Raw genomic sequence first — 22,207 nt, 5'->3', positions numbered from 1 at the left:
CGCGGGGAGGCGCCCTGGTCCGGGGACCGGCACGGGTCCGTCGACGGGCTCGGGGACGGACTCGGGGAGGGGTCCGGGGACGGGCTCAGGGGCGGACCCGGGGACGGGCGCCGCCCCCGGAGCGGGCGCCACGCCCGTAACGGCCTCCGACGCGGTGGGAAGCGCCACCGTCGCCGCCCGGGCTTCTCCTCTTCGGCGGCGCTGTCTTGCTGGGCACGCACAGTCCGGTCTCCGATTCGCTCGTGGGCGTGATCCTCCGTACACATAGACGCGGTGGGAACATCAGTACGTATGCCTCGCCTTGGTGTGATCATGGTCATACTCGGTGCGGTGAACCCGGGCGCCCGGGCCACGGACGGCGGGCGGACGGCAGGTGGACGGACGGCCGACGGCCGACCCGCGCGGGCACCGGTCCGCAGCCGCCCCGGCGTACCGCCAGAATGACGCCATGAGGATGATCCAGACCGCCCTCGGCGCGATGCTGCTCCTGCTGGTCGTCGGCAGCATCCTGCGCACGCTGGTCGTTCCGCGCGGGCTCTACTCGGCGCTGGTGATGCGGCTCTGGCGGATGCTGCGCGGGCTGCTGCGGCTGGCCGCCGGACCGGGCCGCGGCTACCACGCGCAGGACCGGGCCCTCACCTGGCTGGCGCCGCTGGTGCTGCTGGGCATGCTCGGGGTGTGGCTCAGCTGCATGCTGACCGCCTACACCCTGCTGCTGCACGGCACCTCGGAGCTCAGCTGGTCGGTGTCCGTGCGCGAGGCCGGGTCCAGTCTGTTCACCCTCGGCTTCGCCAGCGGCGACCGGCTGCACCTCTCCGCGATCGACTTCCTGGCCGCCGCCAGCGGCCCGCTGGTGATCGCCCTCCAGATCTCCTACCTGCCGACCCTCTACGCCGCCTACCAGCGCCGCGAGACCGAGGTGACGCTGCTGCAGTCCCGGGCCGGCGAGCCCGCCTGGGGCCCCGAGCTGCTGGCCCGCCAGTCCCTGGTGGACACCGAGACCGCGCTCCCCCAGCTCTACCGGGACTGGGAGCGGCTGGCCGCCGACATCGGCGAGAGCCACTCCAACTACCCGGTGCTGCTCTCCTTCCGCTCCCCGCAGCCCAACCGCAGCTGGGTGGTCGGACTGATCGCCGTGATGGACGCCGCCGCCCTGCACCTGGCGCTCTGCCCGCGTTCGGCCCCGCCCGAGGCCCGGCTGGTACTGCGGGCCGGCTTCACCGCGCTGCGCGACATCGCCCGCTCGCTGCGGATCGACTTCGACACGGACCCGGACCCGGACGTCCCGATCCGGCTGACCTACGCCGAGTACCTGGGCGCCGTCGCGATGATCACCGCGGCCGGTTTCCCGCGTGAACGCCCGGTCGAGGAGGCCTGGGCGCACTTCCACGGCTGGCGGGTCAACTACGAGGCCCTGGCGTACGAACTGGCCCGCCGCAGCGACGCCGTCCCGGCGCTGTGGACCGGCCCGCGCGACTTCCGCGCCCCGGTCATCCCGCCGGCCCGCCCCGCCGACCGCCGGCCGTCCTCGGCCCCGCCGCGTCGACCGCTCAGACCTCCACCGGGCCGCCGCTCGCCAGCGAACGCTCGGCGCCGACCAGGATCTCCACCACCCGCAGCCCGAAGTCCGCCCCGCAGGGGTGCGGCTCGCCGGAGGCGGCCGAGGCCCGCAGCGCGTCCAGCGCCCGGTGCAGGGCCGCGGCCGGGCCCTCGCCGCGCGGGGGCAGCTGCACCACGCCGTGCTCACCGCGCAGCTCCATGCCCGTCCCGCCCGCCGCGAGCGGCGCGGTCAGGCTGAGCGCGAGCGTGCTGGAGGCGCCGCCGGCGTGCCGCACCACCAGGTGCACGGTGTCCAGCGGGCCGGCCGCCGCCGTCACCTGCGTCGCGTCGCCCAGGACCGGCAGCAGCACGGACAGCGCGTGCGGGCCGACGTCCCACAGCGCGCCCTTCTCCACCCGCCACGGCGAGGCCGCGTACGGGCTGGTGCTGCCGGGCGCGAACACCGAGCCGAGCCAGTCCGAGCGGCCGGTGAACCAGCCGCCGAGCTCCGCCTGCCGCTCGATCCACGGGATCTGCTCGCCGCCGAAGCGCACGGTGAAGAAGACCACCGAGGCGACCTTGTGCTCGCGCACCGCCTCGGCCACGGCCCGGGCGTCCGGCACGGTCAGCGCGACCGGCTTGTCCAGCAGCAGGTGGCAGCCGGCCTCGGCGGCCCGTACCGCGAGACCCGCCTGCACGGTCGGGGGCAGCGCGATGGAGACCGCGTCCACCTCGGCCAGCAGCCGGTCGAGGTCCGCGTACCCGGGCACGCCGTGCGCGGCGCCCAGCGCCTCGGCCGCCTCCGGTCGGCGGCCCCAGACGCCGGTGAACTCCAGCCCGGGGTGCTCGGCCAGGACGGGCGCGTGCACCCGCCCCGCCCAGGGGCCGGTTCCCAGTAGTCCGATCCGCACGATGTCTCCGTTCTCCGGTCAGCGCGAGCGAGCGCGCGTGGTACGAGTGGGCGCGAGTGGTACAGGTGGGCGCGAATGAGCCCCGGTGGGCGCGAATGAGCGCCGGTGGTTCGGGTGAGCCCGCGTACACCCTGGCGGCGCGGGTCCCGGCCCCGGGCTCTCAGCCCTGGACGCGGGCCAGGGTGAAGCCGTCGTAGCCCTTGCTGCCGACCGTCTGCACCGAGGTCGCGGTGACGCTCGGCTCGGCCGCGATCAGGTCGTGCAGCGCCCGGGTGCCGACCACCGCCGGGTCGGTGCCGGCCGGGTCGGCGACCGCGCCGCCGCGCACCACGTTGTCGACGATGATCAGCGAGCCCGGCCGGGTCAGTTGGAGCGCCCGGCGGAAGTACTCGGGGTTGCTCGGCTTGTCGGCGTCGATGAAGACCAGGTCGAAGGGGTCCGCTCCCTGCTCCACCAGTTCGGCCAGCGAGTCCGCGGCCCGGCCCACCCGCACCTCGGCGATCCCGGCCAGCCCGGCGGCCGCCAGGTTGCCCCGGGCGACCTCGGCGTGCCGGGGGTCGAGCTCCAGGGTGATCAGGGTGCCGTCCGCGGGCAGCGCCCGGGCCAGCCAGATGGCGCTGTAGCCGCCGAGCGTGCCGACCTCCAGGATCCGCTTCGCGCCCTGGGTCAGTGCCAGCAGGTGCAGCAGCTTGCCCTGGTTGGGGGCCACCGCGATGTTCGGCAGTCCGGCCGCGCGGGCGGCGGCCGCGGCCTGCTCCAGCACCGGGTCGTGTCCGACCAGCCGCTCGGAGAAGTAGGCGTCCACGGCGTCCCAGGTCGGCTGCGAAGACATCGGGCCCTCCGGAGTGCAAGATCGGCAGTACCCGACCGATGCTACTCCGAGGGCCCGAGGGCACCACGACGGTGGTGGTGGACGACCGGTCCGGGGCCGGTCGGACGATCGACCGGGACCCTGCCGGGGGGCCGACCGGGGGCGGCCGGCGGGGTGGTCAGTCGGCGACCGGCTCCTTCGCCGCGGCGGCGGCCTTGGCCGCCTCCTCCGCCTCGATCTTCGCGTGTGTCTTGGCGGCACGGCGCTTCATGATCCAGGCCGACAGCAGACCGATCACCAGGGCCGCGCCCAGGCCCGCCCAGGAGAACCGGGCCAGCCAGGGCTCGATGGCCTTGCCGACCTTGAAGACCAGCAGCGTGGTGCCGCCGGCCCAGACGATGCCGCCCAGCACGTTGGCGATCAGGAACTTCCAGTACGGCATCTTCAGCGCGCCCGCGAGCGGACCGGCGAAGATGCGCAGCAGGGCGATGAAGCGGCCGAAGAAGACCGCCCACATGCCCCACTTCTGGAACGAGCGCTCGGCGGTGGCCAGGTGCGAGGGCCCGAAGTGCTTGGGGAACCTGCGTCCCAGCTTCTCGAAGAGCGGCTTGCCGCCCTTGCGTCCGATCGAGTATCCGATCGAGTCACCGATGATCGCGCCGGCGATCGCGCAGATCGCGACGCCCCACGGGCTCACCACACCCTTGACGGCCATCAGGGACGCCGTCACCAGGGCGATCTCGCCGGGCAGGGGAATGCCCAGCGACTCGAACCCGATGATCAGACCGATCACGGCGTACACCGCCGTCGGCGGAATCCCCTCGATCCAGGCGTCGATGTGCAAGGCCAGTCCCTCCGTGGCAGGACGGGACGGGCCGCGCTCCCCTTGGAGCCGCGTGCCCGTCCCGGCAGTTCGTCCGATGGCGGCACCCGGGCCGCTCCCCCCGGAGCGAGCCTAACGTGCCGGGCGGCCTGTCCCCCCGGCCGATCACCCGTGCGTTACGACGAGTGCCCTCACACCATGGTTCCAGGTTGACCAGCGTTTCTTCAAGATTCGGCAAAACGCAGTGCGACCACGGACGGGCGCTGCTTGATCCAGCGCGCGAGCGGCAGCAGGGCGCTCAGTGGCGGGCGTCCGCCCTGCGGATACACCTCGCGCACGTCGACGACCCCCGGGTGCGCGGTGGCCAGCAGGCCGCACTCGTCCGCGTCCATCCCGAACGGCATCGGCGGCGCGTGGTAGTACCGGTCCCGCAGCTTGCCCTCGACGGCCCGCCGGCTGAACCAGCGCGGCACCGCGTCCAGCACCATGGCCCCGCCGGGGAAGCGCTCGGCGCAGGCCGCGATCAGGTCGCGGACCTCCTGCGGCCGCAGGTACATCAGCACCCCCTCGGCGCTGATCAGCACCCCGTTCGCCGGGTCCACCCCGTCCATCCAGCCCGGGTCGGTGACCGATTGGGCGACGATCCGGTGCCGCTCGTCCGGCGGCAGCAGCTGCCGACGCAGCGCGGCGGTCTCCGCCAGGTCCACCGACAGCCAGTTCGCCCGGCCGTTGTCGACCCGCCAGGCCTGGGTCTCCAGGCCGTCCCCGAGCCCGACCACGGCACCGCGCGGGCAACGGATCAGGAAGTCGGACACCTCGCGGTCGAAGCAGGCCGCCCGCAGCGCCTGGAGCTGGCTCACCAAGGCGTTCTCCCCGAACCGCGTCGCGAACGGGTAGTCGATCCGGTCCACCAGCTCGATCGCCTTCGGGTCCGGCAGCACGGTGTCCGGCCGCCGCGCCTCCACCGCCCGGTGCCACAGCGTCCACAGCGCCGTCTCCGACACCTGTCCCAGCTCCGGCCGCACGCCGCCACTCATCGCTCGCTCCTTCGGACCTGGTCCCGTCGCGTCTGCGCCGTTGTCCCGCCGCGTTCCGGCCGGTGTTCCGGCCGCGTTCCCGTCATGGGCATGAACCCGCCGATTCTGACACCCCGTCCGTCCTTCCCCTCCCGTCGACGCGCCGACGCGCCGACGCACCGACGCACCGACGCACCGACGCACCGACGCACCGGATCGGGACGGGAGGGTCGAGGCCCGGGTACGGTCCGCCTCCGTGCTCAACCTCGTCGGCCCGGGCGAACAGCCTCCGCTGGGGGCCGGGTCGCCGACCGAGGACCCCCGGTCCGTCGAACGCGTGGTGCTCGCCCTGATCGAGCTGCCGCTCTCGCTGGTCCGACGCCACCTGCGGGCCGGCGCGCAACTCCCCGAACACGCCGAGGAACTCGCCGAGGAGTGCGCCGACGACCTCCTCGCCCGGCTCGGCCCCCACCGTCCATGACGCTCGGCGCTACGAACACCGCATAGACTCCCGGGGATCGAGCGGGCCGCCCAGCGGCGGCAGGGCCGGGCGAGGAGGGGGCGTCGTGGGACCCGTACCGGGCGCGCGGGAAGAGCTGGACCGGCTGGGCCGGGCCCTGCGGTCACAACTGGTCGAGCTGATCGACGACTTGGCCCCCGGCAGCGATCCCCGCCTGCCGCTGCTCGACACGCCACAGGTCGTCGACTGGCACGAACCGCTCCGCTACCGGTACTCGGCCGGCGGGAGCACGGGGAAGCGCCCCGCGAATGCCGGCGCCGCCGACACCGCCGCCCGCGCGGCCGCGCTGCTCCACCGCGCGGGCTGGGCGGTCGCGACCTCGCAGGAGGACGCCAAGGGAACGCCCCGCATCGTGGTCACCGGCCGCCGCGACGGCTGCACCATCGAGATCCGTACGGTCGACCACACGTCCACCGTGTGGTTCAGCGGGCAGACACCGGCGATGGCCCTGTACGAACCGGAGGAGTTCCGGCGGCCCGAGCCGGTGCGCACGGCCGAGACCGTCACGGCCGGATTCGTGCTCTGCTACGAGTGCGAAGGCCTGGGCTGGTGCTACGACTGCGGGGGACGCGGCTGGCTGCCCGACGAGACCCGTGGGCGGGTCAACTGCCCCGCATGCCACCGGCGCCGCGTCTGCGTGATCTGCCGGGGCGACGCAGAGCTCGCCGTCTCCGAGCTGTCGACGTACCAGCGCGGCTACTACCCCGAATTGAATGAATGAGTGCGGGCCATGGCCATGTCCACGGTTTTGAGAATCCACCAGGATCCGCGAATGACAGGTACCGTTTGATGCACCCGACAGAGCCGACGGAAGCCCGCATCGAGGATGCGGGCAATATCCTGGTCGCACCTTCGACGGTCCAGGACAACGACGTGATCAGGGACTTCTTCGGGTCCACGATCACGCCGGAGGAGCTTGCTTCCGGCTCGCCCGACCTCACCCGGAGGACGGTCTACCTGTGTGGCGACGTATCCGGGATCAACGGCCGTCAACTGCACACGGCTGCGCGGGTATTCGTCATCCGGGAGCTGTCGCACGGCTACCACGAGGACGTCGACGAACCCTGGAGCCTCGTCGACCTCGGCCGGGTCCCCATCGGCGTACACGGCGTCGGCGTGTACTACCGCCGCTTTTTCGGACTCGGCGACGATCATTTCGGGCGGATCCGTACGGAGCACGCGTTCCAGTCCCTGACGGAGTCCACCAAGCCCGGCACGGCCCATCGCAGCGGGATCTATCTGACGCCCGTCACGCGCAACGGTGACGAACTGCATTTCCGCCTGCTCCGGTGCTCCACGAATCTCTCGGGGCCGACCGAGAGCTTCGGCCCGACCGACACGCTCATCGTCGAAGCGCTGAACCGCGAGGCCGCCGCCGTCTTCCGGAACCAGGCACCGCTGAATCACGTCCTCGCGCAGATCTACCACAACACCCTTGCCACGGCCGAGCGCAAGCAGTCCAAGGCGAAGATCTCGGCCCATGCCGACAAGACCAAGGACATGCCCGCCAACGGCATCATGGCCTTCTGCACCTTCTACGACCGGCTCGACAAGCTGCAGCCCCTGGCCGAGGACGCCTTCGACTTCGGGGTGAAGGGTGCCAGCGGGCTGACCAGGCTCCGCTTCCGCCTCAAGGAGCGGACCGCAGAACTCGACGGGGTCGCACTCCCCCCGCAGTTCACCGTCACCCTCCACCCCGGCTCCGTGTTCTTCATGCCGCTGTCCACCAACCGCCTCTACACCCACGAGATCCGGCCCTCGTCGCTGGACGCCGAGTTGCTCCCGACCCGCCTGGGCTACGTGGTGCGCTGCTCGAACACCGGAGCCGTCCACAAGGACGGCCGCACGTTCCTCGAACGGGACGGAGAACCGGTGGAGTTGGAGCCGCCCACACCGGCCGGCATGGACGAGCTGCGCAGGCTGTACGCCGAGGAGAACAGGACCTCGTCCTTCATGGACTACGGCGACGAATTCCTCTTCAGCATGAACACGGGAGACTACCTTGCCCCCCGCATCTAGGATCTCGGACGAGATCCTCTCGTGCGCACTGCCCACCGAGGAGAACCTCTTCGCGGAACTGTCCGCGTCGGCCCGCCTGGAAGACGTGGGAAAGGGCCGGCGAGGCGCCGTGCTCGCCAGGATCGACGAGGCGGGTGATGCGCCCCTCGTACGGACCACCACTCGCTACAGCAGCCCGGCGCAGCGCTTCCGGGCGGTGCACGAACGGCTGGCACGACAGGTTCAAGAACGTGCGGCACTTTCGGTCGGCTTCAACAACGCTCTCATCGAGAGCTGCACCAACGCCTACGCGACCATGGGCAGCCATTCCGACCAGACCCTCGATCTGGCCGACGAGTCGTTCATCGCCGTCTTCTCCTGCTACCAGCATCCCGACGCGAGCCCGCCGAGAAAGCTGATCTTCGAATCGAAGGGGCCCGATGGCGAGAAGTTCGAGATCCCCCTCACCCACCACGGCATCGTCGCGTTTTCGGTCGACTCGAACCGGCGACTCAGACACAAGATCGTCCTGGACCCGCCCGCCCGCACGGCGGACAACCAATGGCTGGGCGTAACCTTTCGAACGTCAAAAACACTCGTCCGGTTTCGCGACGGACAGGCGCACCTCCCCCAGGGTGAACGCCTCGTGCCGGCCGACGAGGAGCAGAGGCACGAGTTCTACCGACTGCGGCGCCGTGAGAACACGGAAACGGACTTCGTCTACCCACCGCTGACGTACACCATCAGCGAGAGCGACCTGATGCCGCCCGTCTGACCTCGAAGGCCCGGCTCGCTCGTACGGTCAGCCGAGCGCGTTGGACCAGTCCGCCAGCCGGGCGAAGTCCTGGGCCGTCAGGCCGACCTTCGGGTCGACGTGGTGGAGCAGTGCCGGGCCTGGGTGGTGGGCTTCCACCCAGACCCGGTCGGCCTCCGTGATCAGGTCGTCGACCCAGGCGAACGGGCGGCCCTTCGCCCAGGCGACGATCTGCGGGGTCTTCCAGAACACCCCGCCGCCCGGCTCGGGCCGCGGCTCGGACCAGGGGATGTACGGCAGGCCGGGCAGCCCCAGCAAGGGACCGATGAAGGCGTTGGCCTCCTCCTGCCACGTCGTCGCCCACGCCAGATCGAAGGGCAGCGCCGCGAGGGCCGGGCCGTGAGCCGGGTTGAGCCAGACCCGCAGGGGCTTCGGCGCCTTGTGGGGAAGGCCCCAGGCCGTGAGCCGACGGCGCTCGGCCGCCTCCCAGCGCGGCGTCGTCAACCGGTGGGTCTCGTAGCCATCGGGCCGCCGGTAGGGCTTCGCCGCGCACGGGTTCAGCGGTCCGTCGACGTCCACCAGCAGCAGCGGCCGCATCGCCTCGCCTCCTCCGGGCTCGTCCCCGCACGCTACCCGGGCGGAAGGAGGAGGCCCACCGGATTTCCGGCCGCCGTGCGTGCGGGGCCTGGGCTCAGCCGATGCTGAACGCGCCGTCCGGTGGGGGTGGGGAGTCGGTGGCCTCGGCGTCGGTGACCGGGGCGGTCCGGCCGACCAGGTCCGCCAGGTCGTCCCCGTCGGTGAGCCGGGCCGGGAAGATGTCGCCGGCGAGCAGCCGGGTCAGCTCGGCCACCGGCAGGGGCGCCGTCGAGCCGGCCAGCAGGATGTTGCCGTACCGGCGGCCGCGCAGCACCGGCGCCTCCGCCACCAGGCAGACGTACGGGAACACCGCCCGCACCGTCGCCGCCTGCGCCTTGGCGAAGGCCAGCGGCGGGCCGTCCGCCAGGTTCGCCGCGTAGCAGCCGCCGGGGCGCAGCGCGGCCGCTGCCAGGCGCAGGAACTCCACGGAGGTGAGGTGGGCGGGGGTGCGCGAGCCGTGGAAGACGTCGGCGATCACCAGGTCCTGCGAGCCGGCCGGGGTTTCGGCGAGGGCCTCCCGGGCGTCGCCGACGGTCGCGGTGATGTCCGCACCGGGGCCCTGCCAGGGCAGCTGTTCGGCGACCAGTTCCAGCAGCGGTCCGTCCACCTCCGCCACCCGTTGCCGGGAGCCGGGTCGGGTGGCGGCCAGGTAGCGGGGCAGGGTGAGGGCTCCGCCGCCGAGGTGCAGCGCGTCGAGCGGCTGTCCGGCGGGGGCGAGGGCGTCGGCGAGGTGGCCGAGGCGCCGGGTGTACTCGAACTCCAGGTGGGTCGGGTCGGCGAGGTCGACGTAGGACTGGGGGGTGCCGTCCAGGGTGAGCAGCCAGCCGCCGTCCCGGTCGAGGTCGGGCATGAGCTTGGCGAAGCCCAGGTCGGTCCGCCGCCCGACGGGTACCGGCTCGTCGTCCTCGGTACGCTCGGCGCCCTCGTGCTGCGGGAAGGTCACGCGTGCTCCCCGACGGGCTCGACGTCGAGGTAGGCGGTGAGCCAGCGGTCCAGTTCGGCGAACACCTCGGCGCGGGCCTGCGCACCGGACAGCACCAGGTCGTGCATGCCGCCCTTGATCCGCACGACGGTGACGTGCCGGCCGAGCCGCGGCGCCTGCGCGGCGATGTCGTCGGCGCGCAGCACGGCGTCGGCGTGGTGCAGCGCGCTGTGCCACGTGGTGGTGGAGACGGACCGGGTCGAGGCCATCAGCAGCACCGGCACGTCGATGCCCAGTCCCCGGTGCAGCCGCCGGTGGCCCTGGTGGATCGCCGACAGCCAGCCCGCGTACAGCGGGAAGCTCTCGGGGCGCTTGAGGGTGAGGTCGAAGTCCCACTCGCCCTGGTGGTCCTTGTGCAGGCTGTGGGTGTAGTGCGGGTTGAGCGCGGACGGCAGGACGCGGGTCGGCGCCAGCCGGCCGACGGCCGTCACGGCGGGCCCGCCGAGTGTGCGGACCGCGGGCCCGACCGGCATCGACAGGAACGGACTGTTGAGGAACAGCCCGTCCACCACCCCGCGCCCGGCCCGCCGGCCGGCCCACAGGGCCCCGATCAGCCCGCCGGTGGAGTGCCCGTTCAGCAGCAGCTGCCGGTGCCCGTCCACCTCGCGGATGATCCGGACGGCCTCGTCGATCTCCTCGTCGTACTCGGTGAGGTCGCGGACGAAGTTCGGGGACTGGTGGGGGCGCAGCGAGCGGCCGTACTTGCGCAGGTCGAGGGCGTAGAAGGAGAAGCCGAGCGCGGTGTAGTGGTCCGCGAGGTTGGTCTGGAAGAAGTAGTCGTTGTACCCGTGGATGTACAGCACGGCCCGCTCCGCGCCGGGCACCGGCCGGCGGACGAGCGTCGCGCACACCGCGCCCTCGTCGTCCGGCCGCAGCGTCAGCTCGGCGGCCTCGTAGGGGGCACCCAGGATGTCTTCACGGAACTCCATGAGGGTGACTGTACTGGCTCAGCCGTGCTCGTCCCCGGCATCGCCGACCTGCTGGGATGTGATGATCGCAATGCTTTCGGAGAGCGCTGCGCAGGCGTCGTCGATGGCACGATCGGCCTGCCGGCGGGCCTCCTCGGCTTCCTCGTGCCGGCCGAGGTCCTCGAACACCGCTCGGAGTGCGCTCCAGGTGCTGCCCTCACCGGTGCGGTCGCCGAGTTCCTGACAGACGGCCAGGGACCGCCGGTGGGCCGCCAGGGCTTCGTCCGCCCTCCCGACGCGCCGCAGGGCGATACCGAGGTTGCGCAGGCTCAGGCTCTCCCCCTGAGGGTTCCCCGTCTCCCGCAGCAGGCGGCCGGCCCGCTCGTGGGCTTCCACCGCTTCCCCGGCCCGCCCCGCCCGGACGAGGGTGACGCCGAGATCGCCCAGCACCAGCGCTTCGTTGTACCGGTCACCGGCCTCCTGGCAGATGATCCGCGCCCGCTGATGGACCTCGATCGCCTCGTCGTAACGACCCCGGAGGCTGAGGATCTGGGCGACGCAGCCCCAGGACATCCCTTCGCGGCTCCGGTCACCGAGGTCCCGGAAGACCGTTGCCGTCCGGCGGAACGTCTCGTCGGCCTCGTCCAGCTGTTCCGCGTCGATGAGCAGGATGCCGAGGTTGAACGACAGCCGGGCCTCCCCCCGCCGGTCGTCCCGGCCGTGCACCAGGGTGAGGGCGTGCCGGGTCGCGGCGATGGCCGGCTGCCTCTGGTGCAGGCTCGCCAGGACTTCGGCGAGGTTCGCGTAGGCCGAGGCCTCCCCTTTCCGGTCGTCGACCTCCTGGAAGATCTCGCCGGCGGTCAGCAGGGCCTCCATCGCCTCCTCGAACCGGCGGGCCCGGCCCTGTGCGAAGCCGAGGTTGTGCCACGCCGTCGCCTCCTCGGACCTGATCCCGACGGCGAGGGCGGCGGACAGCGCCGCCGTCGTCACCGCGACGGCGTCGTCGCTCCGGCACCACCGGACCAGGTAGCCGACCAGCGACGAGGACAGCGGCATGGCCACCGAGGGAAGGCCGATCGCCGCCGCCAGACGCACGGTCACGACCAGGTTGGCGCGCTCGCACTCCAGCCACGCCAGGGCCTCGCCCCGGTCGCGGAACCGACCGGGGCCCGGCCTTGCGGGAAGCGCCTCGATCTCCTCGTCGGCGGCCACGGCCGTCTGCGCGTAGTGCACCAGCAGGCGCTGCAGGGCGGCCCCGCCGGCCGCCCGGTGGCGGCCGGCCTGTTCCAGGGCGTAGTCCCGGACCAGGTCGTGGAGGTACCAGCGCCCGCCCGCCGTCTGTTCGACCAGCGCGCTGCCGACGAGCCGGGCGAGCCGGGAGCGGACCTCGCGGACCTTCCCGTCGGCCAGTGCGGCGGCGGCCTCGGTCGAGATGTCGGGGCCGAGGTTGAGGGCCAGAAACCGGAACAGCTCCGCCTGCGGCTCGGTGAGCCTCCGGTAGGAGCGGTCGAGCACGATGCGGATGCCGACCTCTCCGTCGTCCAGGAGGTCGAGCCGGGCGGCGTGATCGGCCAGGTCCGTGGCGAGCTCGTCGGAGCGGAGGTGCGGGTCCAGGACGAGCTGGGCGGCGGCGAGCCGCAGGGCGAGCGGGAGATGGCTGCACAGCTCCGCGATGCGACGGGCGGCTGCCGGGTCGGCCGTGACGCGCTCGTCGTCCGCGCGGGCGGCGCGGACGACGGTGTCGAGGAGGGCGACGGCCGCCTCGGGACCGAGGACGCCGAGGCGGTGGAGGCGGGCGCCGAGGCCGGGGAGGGTCTCGCGGGAGGTGACCAGGAGGCGGTGGCGGGTGGACGGCGGCTGGAGGAGGCGGACCTGGTCGGCGGTGGAAACGTTGTCGGCGATGACCAGGACGCCTCCGCCGTGCTGCTCCAGCCGGGCGCGGTAGAGGGCGGCCCGGGTCTCCGGGTCCGCGGGGATGTGCTCCGCCGGGACGCCGAGGGCGCGCAGCAGGGTGTCGAGGGCCTGCCCGGCCTCGACCGGGGTCTCGTCGTAGCCTCGGAGGTCGACGAGGAAGGCCGTGGAGCAGTGGCCGGCGTCGAGCAACGCGCGGCCGACGGCGATCGCCAGCGTCGTCTTGCCGATGCCGCCGAGGCCGGTGACCGTCACCGTCGACGGGCCGTCCGTGGTCAGCAGGGCCCGGAGCTCGGAGAGGTCCTGCTCCCGCCCGGTGAAGGCGGAGGTGAGCGGCGGGAGGCCGGCGATGGTGGGCGGCCGGGGGGTGACCGTCACGTGCGCGGTGTCCGCCTGGACGACCGGGCCGTGGAAGTTCCCCCCGCGAATGCTGTTGTGCACCCGGTCAGGGTAGCCGCCCGCGCCTCCCGGCCGCTTCTCGTGCGCCTCCTGTGCGCCGGTGGTTCTGTGGAACGCTTCCCGGACAGACCAGGCGAGTTGGGGAGTTTGCATGCAGCACGGGCATACCGATCCGTCGCTCTACCGTTCGGCCTCGGAGGCGATCGCCGCTCCGCCGGAGAAGCTGGCGTACGTGGCCGGGTTCGACCGGTCGGGGCAGCAGCCGGACGCACTGCTGAGCGTCGACACCGATCCGGACTCGGCGAGCTACGGGAAGGTTCTGAACTTCGCCGAACTGCCCACGCTCGGCGACGAGTTGCACCACTTCGGCTGGAACGCCTGCTCCAGCGCCCTCGCCCACGCCTGCCACGAGAACCCCGAGCGGCGCTACCTGCTGCTGCCCGGGCTGCGCTCCTCCCGGCTGCACGTCCTGGACACCCGGCCCGACCCGGTCCGCCCGCGCCTGGTGAAGACCATCGAGGCCGAGGAGCTGGCCGCCAAGGCCGGCTACTCGCGCCCGCACACCCTGCACTGCGGCCCCGACGGCGTCTTCCTCTCCTGCCTCGGCGGCGCCGACGGCGAGGACGGGCCGGGCGGGGTGGCACTGCTCGACCACACCACCTTCGAGGTGCTGCGCCCCTGGGAGACCGAGCGCGGTCCGCAGCACTTCGCCTACGACGTCTGGTGGCACCTGGGCACCAACGTGGGCATCACCAGCGAGTGGGGCACCCCGTCGATGGTCGAGGACGGGGTGGTGCCGGACCTCCTGCTCGGGCGCAAGTACGGCCACGCGCTGCACTTCTGGGAGCTGGACTCCGGGCGCCACCTCCAGCGCGTGGACCTCGGCGACCAGTACCAGATGGTGCTGGAGCTGCGCCCGGCGCACGATCCGCAGGCGGAGTGGGGCTTCGTCGGCGTGGTCACCAACGTCGAGGACCTCTCCTCCTCGGTGTGGCTCTGGTACCGGGACGGGCCGGCGTTCACCGCGCGCAAGGTGATCGAGATCCCCGCCGAGCCGGCCAAGGCCGAGGACCTGCCGCCCGCGCTGCAGCCGTTCGGCGCGGTGCCGCCGCTGGTCACGGACATCAACCTGTCGGTGGACGACCGCTGGCTGTACGTCTCGGCGTGGGGCACCGGGGAGCTGTTCCAGTACGACGTCTCGGACCCGTTCCACCCCCGCCTGGCCGGGTCGGTGCGGCTCGGCGGGATCGCCGCCCGCACCCCGCACCCGGCGGAGCCCGGCCGTCCGCTGAGCGGGGCGCCGCAGATGGTGGAGATCAGCCGGGACGGCCGGCGGCTGTACCTCACCAACTCGCTCTACGGCGCCTGGGACGACCAGTTCTACCCGGAGGGCATCGAGCCCTGGATGGTCAAGCTGGACGCCGACCCGGAGGCCGGCGGGCTGAGCGTCGACGAGCGCTTCTTCCCGCACGGCGCCGACTTCCGGGGCCTGCGCGTCCACCAGACCCACCTGGCGGGCGGCGACGCCTCCTCCGACTCCTACTGCTACCGCTGACCCGCCGACGGAGCGGACGGCCGCCCGGTCGGCGGCCGCCGGTCCGACGGCCGTCCGGCCGGCTTCACCGGAACAGCGCCTGGTCGAACCGCACCTGGGCGGGCGGCAGCCCGGCCGCCGCCAGCCGGGTGCGGACGGAGCCGACCATGCCGATCGGCCCGGTGACGCAGGCCAGGTGCTCGCGCCAGTCGCCGGCCGAGGCGACGGTGTCGGCGAGCTCGCCGACGGTGACCGGGGTGACGGTCAACCACGGCTTGTGCAGGCCGAGTTCGGCCAGCGACTGCCAGTCGTAGAGGTCAGCGCGCTCCCGGGCGCCGACGAACAGGTGGACCCGGCGGCCGGTCGGCCGGCGGGCGGTCTGCTGCTCGATGATCGCCTTCATCGGGGCGAGGCCGGTGCCTCCCGCGACCAGCAGCAGGTCGCGGGCGTCGTCGTCGGGCAGCAGGCTGCCGCGCGGCGGGCCGAGGCGCAACCGGTCGCCGACGGCGATGTGCTCGACCAGGGCGGCGCTGACCCCGCCGGGGCCGGTGCGGCGGACGTGGAACTCCAGCTCGTTGTCGGCGCGCGGGGCGCAGCCCATCGAGTACTGCCGCCAGGTGTGCGGCAGCGCCGGGTGCTCGACGGTGCCGTACTGCCCGGCCCGGTACGGGTACGGCTCGCCGGTGCGCACCCGCAGCACGGCGAGGTCGGGGCGTCGGCGTTCGTGGCCGGTCACCACGGCGTGCCAGTACGGGGGTTCGGTGAGCGCGGAGTCGGCGCCGGCCACCATCGCGCCGACGGCGAAGCGCAGCATCCGCACCCAGGCGCCCTCCAGGTCCTCGGTCCAGCGCTCGCCGGCCCGGTGCCGGACGGCCGCGCACAGGGCCTCCTCGAAGGCCTCGTAGTGCACCGGCCGGACACCCAGCTTCCGGTGGTCGCGGCCGAGTTGGCGGAGTGTCTGCTCCAGTTCGGCCGGGCGGTCGAGGTGGTCGATCAGGTGGTGGAAGATCCGTTCCAGGTGGAGCTGCTGGAACTCCATCGAGGCGGGGAAGAGCGCTCGCAGATACGGGCGACGGCTGAACATCACCGCGTAGAGGTGGTCGATCAGGTCCGCGAGCGGGGAGATCAGGTCGAGGTCGCGCCGGATCAGGTGCTGGTCGGCGGCGCCGTCGTAGCCGCCGTCCTCGCCGTACGCGCCGTACCCGAAGTCGCCGCCGCCCGAGGAGGACGGGGCGAGGAGTTGGCGTCGCAGGCGCATCGCGTGATGGCGGGCGATCAAACGGTCGTACTCGGCGGTGGCGGTGGCGGTGCCAGTGCTCATGCTGCTGTTGTCCATGTCCCGCCCAGTCAACTGCCGGGCCGCCGAGCGCGAGAAGGGCCGATCGCCCCGGAGGAACCCGGGACCATCGACCCCTTGCGTTGGTACGTGTGGACCGGGACGGTTTTCGGCCACCACGGGCCGGACCGCCCGGATGGGCCGGTACGGCCCCGGAAGGGCGGCCCCGGAAGGACAGCCGCCGAAGGACACGCGCGGCAGGACGGCCGCGAAGGAACGGGTGCGACGGGCGGGTGCCCCACGCCCCGGTGCTCTCCCACCACCAGGACCCGGGGCACCGCCGTCGTCAGACCCCTGCCCGGTGCGTCTCCCGGCGCTCCAGCCGCCGCTGCCGGCCCTGGCGCAGCGGCTGTTCGGGCAGCCACCCGAAGGTGAGACAGGCGCCGACCACTCCGAGCAGCATCCCGATCACGAAGCCGCCCAGGTTGGAGGTGAGCCAGCTGGCCAGCGAGGCCAGCACGGCGAGGATGGAGTAGAACAGCCGCTGCGCCGGATTGAACAGGATCAGCAGGCCGCACAGCATCATCACCGCCGGCACCAGGTACCCGGCCAGCCCCTGCATCCCGATGTGCAGGATGACGGGCAGCGGGGCCTTCAGGGTGAACAGGATCTCGGCGCCGCCGAGCGTCACCAGCAGCCCGCCCCAGAACGGTCGCTTGCCCCGCCAGTCGCGCTTGGTCGGGCGCGCGGTCGGCTCGGCGGCGGTGGACGCCGCGGCCTGGGCGGGCGCGGCCGCCGTCCCCTCGGCGGCCACCCCCTCGGCCCGTGCCGCGGTGCCCTCGCCGGTGCCGGCCGGCTCCGGTACGGACTCCGTCATGGTCAGCAGCCCGTGGAGCTGAAGCTCAGCCGCAGGTTGGGCAGCTTGAACCCGACGGCGGTGCTCGCGTAGTTGTGCTGGTTCAGGTGGGTCAGGGTGACGTGGTCGGCCTGCTGGCCGAAGACACCGGCGCCGCCCTTGCCGACCGGGCCGGCCTTGGTGTAGGTGCTGGCGTCGCCGCCGATCTCGATGTTCTTGAACTCCGCGTCGCCGGAGAGCAGGTCGGAGTCGGTGGTGAGGTCGGAGGCGGTGACGGGGGTGCCGCCGTCGCCCGCGTGGATCACCAGGTTGATGCCGCCGAGGTCGACGCTCTGGCACAGGTTGGTGATCTCGGCCTTCTTGATCGCCGACACCGCGACCAGCACCTGACCGCCGGTGGAGCCGGCGTTGGGGCTGTCGGGGATCATCGAGTCAAGCGCGCCGAACTGGGCGAAGCCCTCGCCGTCCAGCTTGTCCGCGGTGATGGTGAACGGCATTCCGGAGATGGAGAACTGGGCGGCGAGCACGCCCTGGGCGGTGAGCGCCATCAGGACGCCCCCGGCGGCGACGGCCGGGACGGCCATCAGGGCGGTGCGCTTCAGCCGGACCCGTCCTCTTCTCGGCCCGCTCGGCGTCTGCGGGGTCTCGGCCGCCGTGGCGGCGTCCTCGGACATGGCCATGTGTGTGCTCCCTGTGGGTGGATGGGTCTGCAGGCACTTGGCACGTTGTCCCGGCGCGGACAGCGTTCCCCGGGCGCGACCGGGCCGTCCGCCCCTCGGCAGCGGGGCGGGTCCGGTCAGCACGCGGTAAGTAACTGGGAAGCTACTGCCCGGTATTGGCCGGGTCAATACGGGTGCACGAAGGGATCTTCACCAATCGGCGACCCGCTTCGGCCAGTCCCGCACCCCCATCCTCTCGGCCGCTTCCGCCGGGCCGAGGAACGGCGACAGACAGAACATGCTCAACACCGGCAGCAGTTCCATCAGTTGCTCGGTCCGGCCGGAGTCGATCCACCGGTAGATCGCGCTGTAGACGCCGCCCACCACCGAGTCCACCATCTCCTTCGAATCGACCCCGCCCGGCAGTTGGGGCACATCCTCGAAGAACGCCCGGAACCTGGTCAGCAGTTGGGCCCGCTCACGTCGGCCGGCCGGGCCGACCGCTTCGACCTCGATCACCGCCATCGTGGCGAACGCCGGTGTTCCGGCGAGAAGTTGGAGCATCGCGCCGAGCGCCTTCCGGATGCCCCGGCACCAGTCGGATTCGGCCGTGAAGGCCGCCGCCATCCGCCGGATCACCACACCGGTGCCGTGCCGGTGCGCGGCCAGGAAGGCGTCCTCCTTGCCGCTGAACAGCTCGTAGAAGACCGGCCTGGTCACGCCCGCCGCGCGGCAGATGTCGCTGATCGTCGCGTGCTGGTAGCCGCGCTCGGCGACGGTCCGCACCAGGCCGTCCAGCAGCCGCTCGCGCTGGGTCGCGGCGACCACGCCGGCGGGCAGCCGGCGCGGCCCGGGCTTGATCGAGCGGGCCGGATCGCGGCCGGTCCGGGCGCCCGGCAGCAGGACCACGTCGGCTCCACGGAGGTTCTTCCGATCCATCACCAACTCCTGTGTCCTGTATTGACATTGACGGAACACCGGGTTTACAACACTGACAGGTTTCCAACCGGTGGGCCAGCAGGCCCCCACCGGCCGGACCTCCGGGGGCTCCGGGGAGCCCGGACGAACGCCCGGGCCACGGGACCACGGCGGAGACGGGGCGCGACGGCGGCAGCCGTCTACGTGCCCCACGGCACCGCACGTCCCCGACCGAACGGCGCGGTGCCGTTGGTGTTCCACGCCGCCGTCCGTACGCACGACCGTGCCACCGCAACGCCGCACCACCACCGCAGGACCGTGCCACCGCAATGCCGTACCACCGCACCGCCGTACGCCCACCCTTGCGTACGTCCGCACCGCCGTACCGAGCGGGCGGGCCCGTGGCGCCGGGCCCGCCCGCACGCCGGCCGGTGCCGAAGCCCGCGGGACGTTGCCCCGGCACCGGGCCACCGGCGCCGAACCACCGGTACGAAGCACTCCGGTACGCCATGCACCTCCCCCGTCGTGCACACCACCACACCCGCACGCGGGGATTCCCCCACCCGTCCGTCGGACGGAGAGAGGCACCCTCATGCGCATCAGCCGCACCCTCGCCACCGCCGCCCTCGCCGCACTCGCCCTCACCGGCGCGGCCGTCGCCCCGGCCCAGGCCGCCGGCGCGGTCCTGACCACCGGCAGCCCGACCGGCCCGGCCGTCGCCGTCGGCGACGTACTGACCGCCAACCTGGTCTCCGGCACCTCCGCGACCTTCTACAACAGCGCCACCGGGACGACCGGCGTCAAGTGTGCCGCCTCCTCCTTCTCGGCGACGGTGACCTCCAACCCGGCCGCGCCGGGCAGCGCCACCGAGCAGCTCAACACCCAGACCTTCGGCTCCTGCACCTCCAACGTCATCGGTGTCACCGGCGTCAAGAGCGTCACGGTCACCAGCCTGCCGTTCACCAACACCGTCAGCGACGGCCCCGGCAACCCGGTCAAGCTCACCCCCGGCGCGGCCGGCGTGATGGGCACCACCGTGGTGCTCAACACCATCCTGGGCAGCATCAGCTGCAACTACCAGAACACCACCGGGATCAACGGCACCACCTCCAACACCGGCAACACCATCGGCTTCACCGGCCAGCCGTTCGCCCTGGCCTCCGGGCCGAGCCTGTGCTTCGCGACCGGCTACTTCAGCGCCACCTACGGCCCGGTCCTCGACACCTCGGTCGCCGGCAGCCCGGCCCTCTTCGTCAACTGACGCCAGGGCCCTCCCGGCCCATCCCGACGGCGGCGGCGTACGGCACCCTCACCGGGCCGTGCGCCGCCGCGCCGACCGCTCCCCCGGCACGCCCCCCCCGGCCCCGGACGCCCACCCCCGAGACAGCGAAGTGACCGGCCGGTAGGGTGGCGCCGCACGGAGACGGCGAACCGGAACGGGGCGAGCGGATGAGCGACAACGGCACGGGTTTCTTCACCTCGGTGGCGGACGCCGCCGAACAGCTGGCCGCCACCGGCTACCTGGCCTCCACCGCCGTGGCCACCACCGTCTTCCTCGCCGACCGGCTCGGCAAGCCGCTGCTGGTCGAGGGCCCGGCCGGGGTCGGCAAGACCGAACTCGCCAAGGCGGTGGCCGCGATCGGCCACGCCCGACTGGTCCGCCTCCAGTGCTACGAGGGCATCGACGAGGCCCGCGCGCTCTACGAGTGGAACCACGCCAAGCAGCTGCTGCGGATCACCGCCGGCCGCGACGAGGGCTGGCAGGAGGCCCGCACCGACATCTTCGGCGAGGAGTTCCTGCTCACCCGCCCGCTGCTCACCGCGATCCGCGGCGAGGAGCCGACGGTGCTGCTGATCGACGAGATGGACAAGGCCGACGTCGAGGTGGAGGCGCTGCTGCTGGAGGTGCTCAGCGACTTCCAGGTCACCGTCCCCGAGCTCGGCACCATCACCGCCACCCGCCGCCCCTTCGTCCTGCTCACCTCGAACGCCACCCGCGAGCTCTCCGAGGCCCTGCGCCGCCGCTGCCTCTTCCTCCACCTCGACTACCCCGAGGCCGAATTGGAGCGCCGGATCGTCCGCCTCAAGGTGCCCGGCCTGGACGGGACGCTGGCCGAGTCGCTGGTCCGGGTCGTCGGCGCGCTGCGCGCGATGGAGCTGCGCAAGGCGCCGTCCGTCGCCGAGACCATCGACTGGGCCCGCACCCTGCTCGCCCTCGGCGCCGACACCCTCGACGGGACGGTCGTCCGGGAGACCCTCGGGGTGATCCTCAAGCACCAGGACGACGTCCGCAAGGCCACCCAGAAGCTCACCCTCGCGTGACGACGCCCCCGCGGGCCGACACCGCCGCCCGCCTCACCGGCCTGGTCCGCGCCCTGCGCGGGCACGGCCTGCGGATCGGCCCGGCCGAGACGGTGGACGCCGCCGCCGTGCTGGAGGTCCTCGGTTTCGCCGACCGCGAGCAGATGCGGGCCGGTGTGGCCGCCGCCCTGCTGCGCTCGGAGGGCCAGCGGGGCGTCTTCGACGCCACCTTCGACCTGTTCTTCCCCCTCGGTGTCGGCACCCCGGAGGCCGTCCGGGCCGACCCTCCGCCCGTCCCCGACGACCCCGAGCCGCCGCGCTTCGGCCGCCCCGACCCGCTGCGCGAGCAGCTGCGCGAACGCCTGGCCGCCGCGCTGGCCGACGACGACCGCGCCGCCCAGGCCCGGCTGGCCGGCGAGGTGGTGGAGGCCTTCGGCCGGTACGGCGCCGGCGGCACGCCGGGCTCGGACGGCTGGTCCGCCCAGCAGGCGCTCGGCCGGCTCGCCCCCGAGACGCTGCTCGCCCGCGTCCTGGCCGCCCTGCGCGAGCGGCGGAGCGCCCCGGACCTCTCCGACCTGGTGCTCGCCGACGAGATCCGCCGCCGCATCCAGGACTTCCGCGCCCTGGCCGCGGGCGAGGCCCGCCGCCGGGTCGCCGAGCTGCGCGGCCCCGAGCGGATCGCCGAACGCGCCGTCGCCCCCACCGCCGACCTGGTCGACTTCCTCTACGCGGGACGCGACCAGCTCGCCGAACTGCGCCGCACCGTCCACCCCTTGGCCCGCAAGCTGGCCACCCGGCTGGCCGCCCGGCGCCGCCGCGCCGCCCGCGGCGAGATCGACCTGCGCCGCACCCTGCGCCGCTCGCTGAGCACCGGCGGGGTACCGCTGCGCCCCGCGTACCGGCTGCGCCGCCCGGCCCGCCCGGAGCTGGTGCTGCTGTGCGACGTCTCCGGCTCGGTGGCGGGCTTCGCCGACTTCACCATGCTGCTGGTGCAGGCGATGAGCGAACAGTTCAGCAAGGTCCGGGTGTTCGCGTTCGTCAACCGCACCGCCGAGGTGACCGGTCTGCTGCGCGGCGGCGACGACCCGGCCCGCCTGGCCGCGCGGATCCTCGCCGAGGCCAAAGTGACGGGCTACCACGGCAACAGCGACTACGGCGCCGCGCTCGGCGAGTTCGCCGAGCGGCACCTGGACGCCGTCGGCCCGCGCACCTGCGTGCTGGTCCTCGGCGACGCCAGGAACAACCGGCGCGACCCCGACCCGGACGCGCTGCGCCGGATCGCCGGCCGGGCCCGCCGGGTGTTCTGGCTCAACCCCGAGCAGCCCTCGCTCTGGCCGACCGGCGACTCCGCCGCCCTCGTGTACGCGGGCGTGGTGGAGATGCACTCCTGCCGCAACGCCCGCCGCCTCGGCGAGCTGATCGCCCGCCTGCTGCCGGTCTGACGCCGGTCCGACG

General features: G+C 73.1%; 20 protein-coding genes. 8 read left to right on the top strand and 12 right to left on the bottom strand.

Going from position 1 to position 22,207, the window contains the following annotated elements; all coding sequences use genetic code 11:
* Nucleotides 1-1,550: 1,550 nt before the first annotated feature.
* The 4 genes from ACWGJO_RS18810 to ACWGJO_RS18795 form a co-directional block, all read right to left on the bottom strand.
* Complete coding sequence (locus ACWGJO_RS18810; protein ID WP_452185103.1) at nucleotides 1,551-2,450, bottom strand: Gfo/Idh/MocA family protein; 900 nt, start codon at nucleotides 2,448-2,450, stop codon at nucleotides 1,551-1,553.
* Nucleotides 2,451-2,610: 160 nt separating this feature from the next.
* Nucleotides 2,611-3,282: an O-methyltransferase gene (locus ACWGJO_RS18805; protein WP_452185101.1), complete on the bottom strand. Its 672-nt coding sequence runs from the start codon at nucleotides 3,280-3,282 to the stop codon at nucleotides 2,611-2,613.
* A gap of 157 nt (nucleotides 3,283-3,439) precedes the next feature.
* A complete protein-coding gene (locus ACWGJO_RS18800; RefSeq protein WP_452185099.1) occupies nucleotides 3,440-4,105 on the bottom strand; it encodes a DedA family protein in 666 nt (221 codons plus the stop codon).
* A gap of 203 nt (nucleotides 4,106-4,308) precedes the next feature.
* Nucleotides 4,309-5,121, bottom strand: a complete 813-nt coding sequence (locus tag ACWGJO_RS18795) for a class I SAM-dependent methyltransferase (RefSeq protein ID WP_452185098.1) — start codon at nucleotides 5,119-5,121, stop codon at nucleotides 4,309-4,311.
* Nucleotides 5,122-5,356: 235 nt separating this feature from the next.
* On the opposite strand from ACWGJO_RS18795, the gene ACWGJO_RS18790 reads away from it, so the two are divergent.
* From ACWGJO_RS18790 to ACWGJO_RS18775, 4 genes are all read left to right on the top strand, one after another.
* Nucleotides 5,357-5,581: a hypothetical protein gene (locus ACWGJO_RS18790; RefSeq protein ID WP_452185097.1), complete on the top strand. Its 225-nt coding sequence runs from the start codon at nucleotides 5,357-5,359 to the stop codon at nucleotides 5,579-5,581.
* An 85-nt stretch (nucleotides 5,582-5,666) separates the two neighbouring features.
* Nucleotides 5,667-6,341 (top strand): hypothetical protein, encoded by a 675-nt coding sequence (locus ACWGJO_RS18785; protein WP_452185095.1) that lies wholly within the window; start codon nucleotides 5,667-5,669, stop codon nucleotides 6,339-6,341.
* 68 nt (nucleotides 6,342-6,409) lie between these two features.
* On the top strand, nucleotides 6,410-7,639 hold the full coding sequence (locus tag ACWGJO_RS18780) for a hypothetical protein (RefSeq protein WP_452185117.1): 1,230 nt from the start codon (nucleotides 6,410-6,412) through the stop codon (nucleotides 7,637-7,639).
* Nucleotides 7,623-8,393: a hypothetical protein gene (locus tag ACWGJO_RS18775; protein WP_452185094.1), complete on the top strand. Its 771-nt coding sequence runs from the start codon at nucleotides 7,623-7,625 to the stop codon at nucleotides 8,391-8,393. The genes ACWGJO_RS18780 and ACWGJO_RS18775 overlap by 17 nt, the downstream gene beginning before the upstream one ends.
* 27 nt (nucleotides 8,394-8,420) lie before the next feature.
* On the opposite strand, the gene ACWGJO_RS18770 is transcribed toward ACWGJO_RS18775, so the two are convergent.
* The 4 genes from ACWGJO_RS18770 to ACWGJO_RS18755 form a co-directional block, all read right to left on the bottom strand.
* Nucleotides 8,421-8,969, bottom strand: a complete 549-nt coding sequence (locus tag ACWGJO_RS18770) for a hypothetical protein (RefSeq protein WP_452185092.1) — start codon at nucleotides 8,967-8,969, stop codon at nucleotides 8,421-8,423.
* Nucleotides 8,970-9,063: 94 nt separating this feature from the next.
* Complete coding sequence (locus tag ACWGJO_RS18765; RefSeq protein ID WP_359901057.1) at nucleotides 9,064-9,858, bottom strand: spermidine synthase; 795 nt, start codon at nucleotides 9,856-9,858, stop codon at nucleotides 9,064-9,066.
* Nucleotides 9,859-9,947: 89 nt separating this feature from the next.
* A complete protein-coding gene (locus ACWGJO_RS18760) occupies nucleotides 9,948-10,919 on the bottom strand; it encodes an alpha/beta hydrolase (protein WP_452185090.1) in 972 nt (323 codons plus the stop codon).
* A gap of 18 nt (nucleotides 10,920-10,937) precedes the next feature.
* A complete protein-coding gene (locus ACWGJO_RS18755) occupies nucleotides 10,938-13,250 on the bottom strand; it encodes a tetratricopeptide repeat protein (protein WP_452185085.1) in 2,313 nt (770 codons plus the stop codon).
* A 109-nt stretch (nucleotides 13,251-13,359) separates the two neighbouring features.
* Between ACWGJO_RS18755 and ACWGJO_RS18750 the strand changes: the two genes are divergently transcribed.
* Nucleotides 13,360-14,763, top strand: a complete 1,404-nt coding sequence (locus ACWGJO_RS18750) for a selenium-binding protein SBP56-related protein (RefSeq protein WP_452185083.1) — start codon at nucleotides 13,360-13,362, stop codon at nucleotides 14,761-14,763.
* 64 nt (nucleotides 14,764-14,827) lie between these two features.
* On the opposite strand, the gene ACWGJO_RS18745 is transcribed toward ACWGJO_RS18750, so the two are convergent.
* The 4 genes from ACWGJO_RS18745 to ACWGJO_RS18730 form a co-directional block, all read right to left on the bottom strand.
* Nucleotides 14,828-16,063 (bottom strand): globin domain-containing protein, encoded by a 1,236-nt coding sequence (locus ACWGJO_RS18745; protein ID WP_452185081.1) that lies wholly within the window; start codon nucleotides 16,061-16,063, stop codon nucleotides 14,828-14,830.
* 301 nt (nucleotides 16,064-16,364) lie between these two features.
* Nucleotides 16,365-16,895 carry a DUF6114 domain-containing protein gene (locus ACWGJO_RS18740; RefSeq protein ID WP_452185079.1) on the bottom strand — a complete coding sequence of 177 codons (531 nt, stop codon included), beginning with the start codon at nucleotides 16,893-16,895 and terminating at the stop codon, nucleotides 16,365-16,367.
* A 2-nt stretch (nucleotides 16,896-16,897) separates the two neighbouring features.
* Entirely contained in the window at nucleotides 16,898-17,554 is a 657-nt protein-coding gene (locus tag ACWGJO_RS18735; protein WP_359900974.1) for a DUF6230 family protein, read from the bottom strand.
* Between the two features lie 189 nt (nucleotides 17,555-17,743).
* A complete protein-coding gene (locus tag ACWGJO_RS18730) occupies nucleotides 17,744-18,472 on the bottom strand; it encodes a TetR/AcrR family transcriptional regulator (RefSeq protein ID WP_452185077.1) in 729 nt (242 codons plus the stop codon).
* 571 nt (nucleotides 18,473-19,043) lie between these two features.
* On the opposite strand from ACWGJO_RS18730, the gene ACWGJO_RS18725 reads away from it, so the two are divergent.
* The 3 genes from ACWGJO_RS18725 (at nucleotide 19,044) to ACWGJO_RS18715 (ending at nucleotide 22,194) form a co-directional block, all read left to right on the top strand.
* On the top strand, nucleotides 19,044-19,712 hold the full coding sequence (locus tag ACWGJO_RS18725) for a Tat pathway signal sequence domain protein (protein ID WP_380544167.1): 669 nt from the start codon (nucleotides 19,044-19,046) through the stop codon (nucleotides 19,710-19,712).
* A 188-nt stretch (nucleotides 19,713-19,900) separates the two neighbouring features.
* A complete protein-coding gene (locus ACWGJO_RS18720; RefSeq protein WP_452185075.1) occupies nucleotides 19,901-20,773 on the top strand; it encodes an AAA family ATPase in 873 nt (290 codons plus the stop codon).
* A complete protein-coding gene (locus ACWGJO_RS18715) occupies nucleotides 20,770-22,194 on the top strand; it encodes a vWA domain-containing protein (protein WP_452185073.1) in 1,425 nt (474 codons plus the stop codon). Before ACWGJO_RS18720 ends, ACWGJO_RS18715 begins: the two co-directional genes overlap by 4 nt.
* Nucleotides 22,195-22,207: the final 13 nt, after the last annotated feature.

It is taken from the genome of Kitasatospora sp. NPDC054795 (assembly GCF_053611565.1).
The sequence above is the reverse complement of the archived record's forward strand: the minus strand, read 5'-3'. Positions and strand labels throughout refer to the sequence as shown.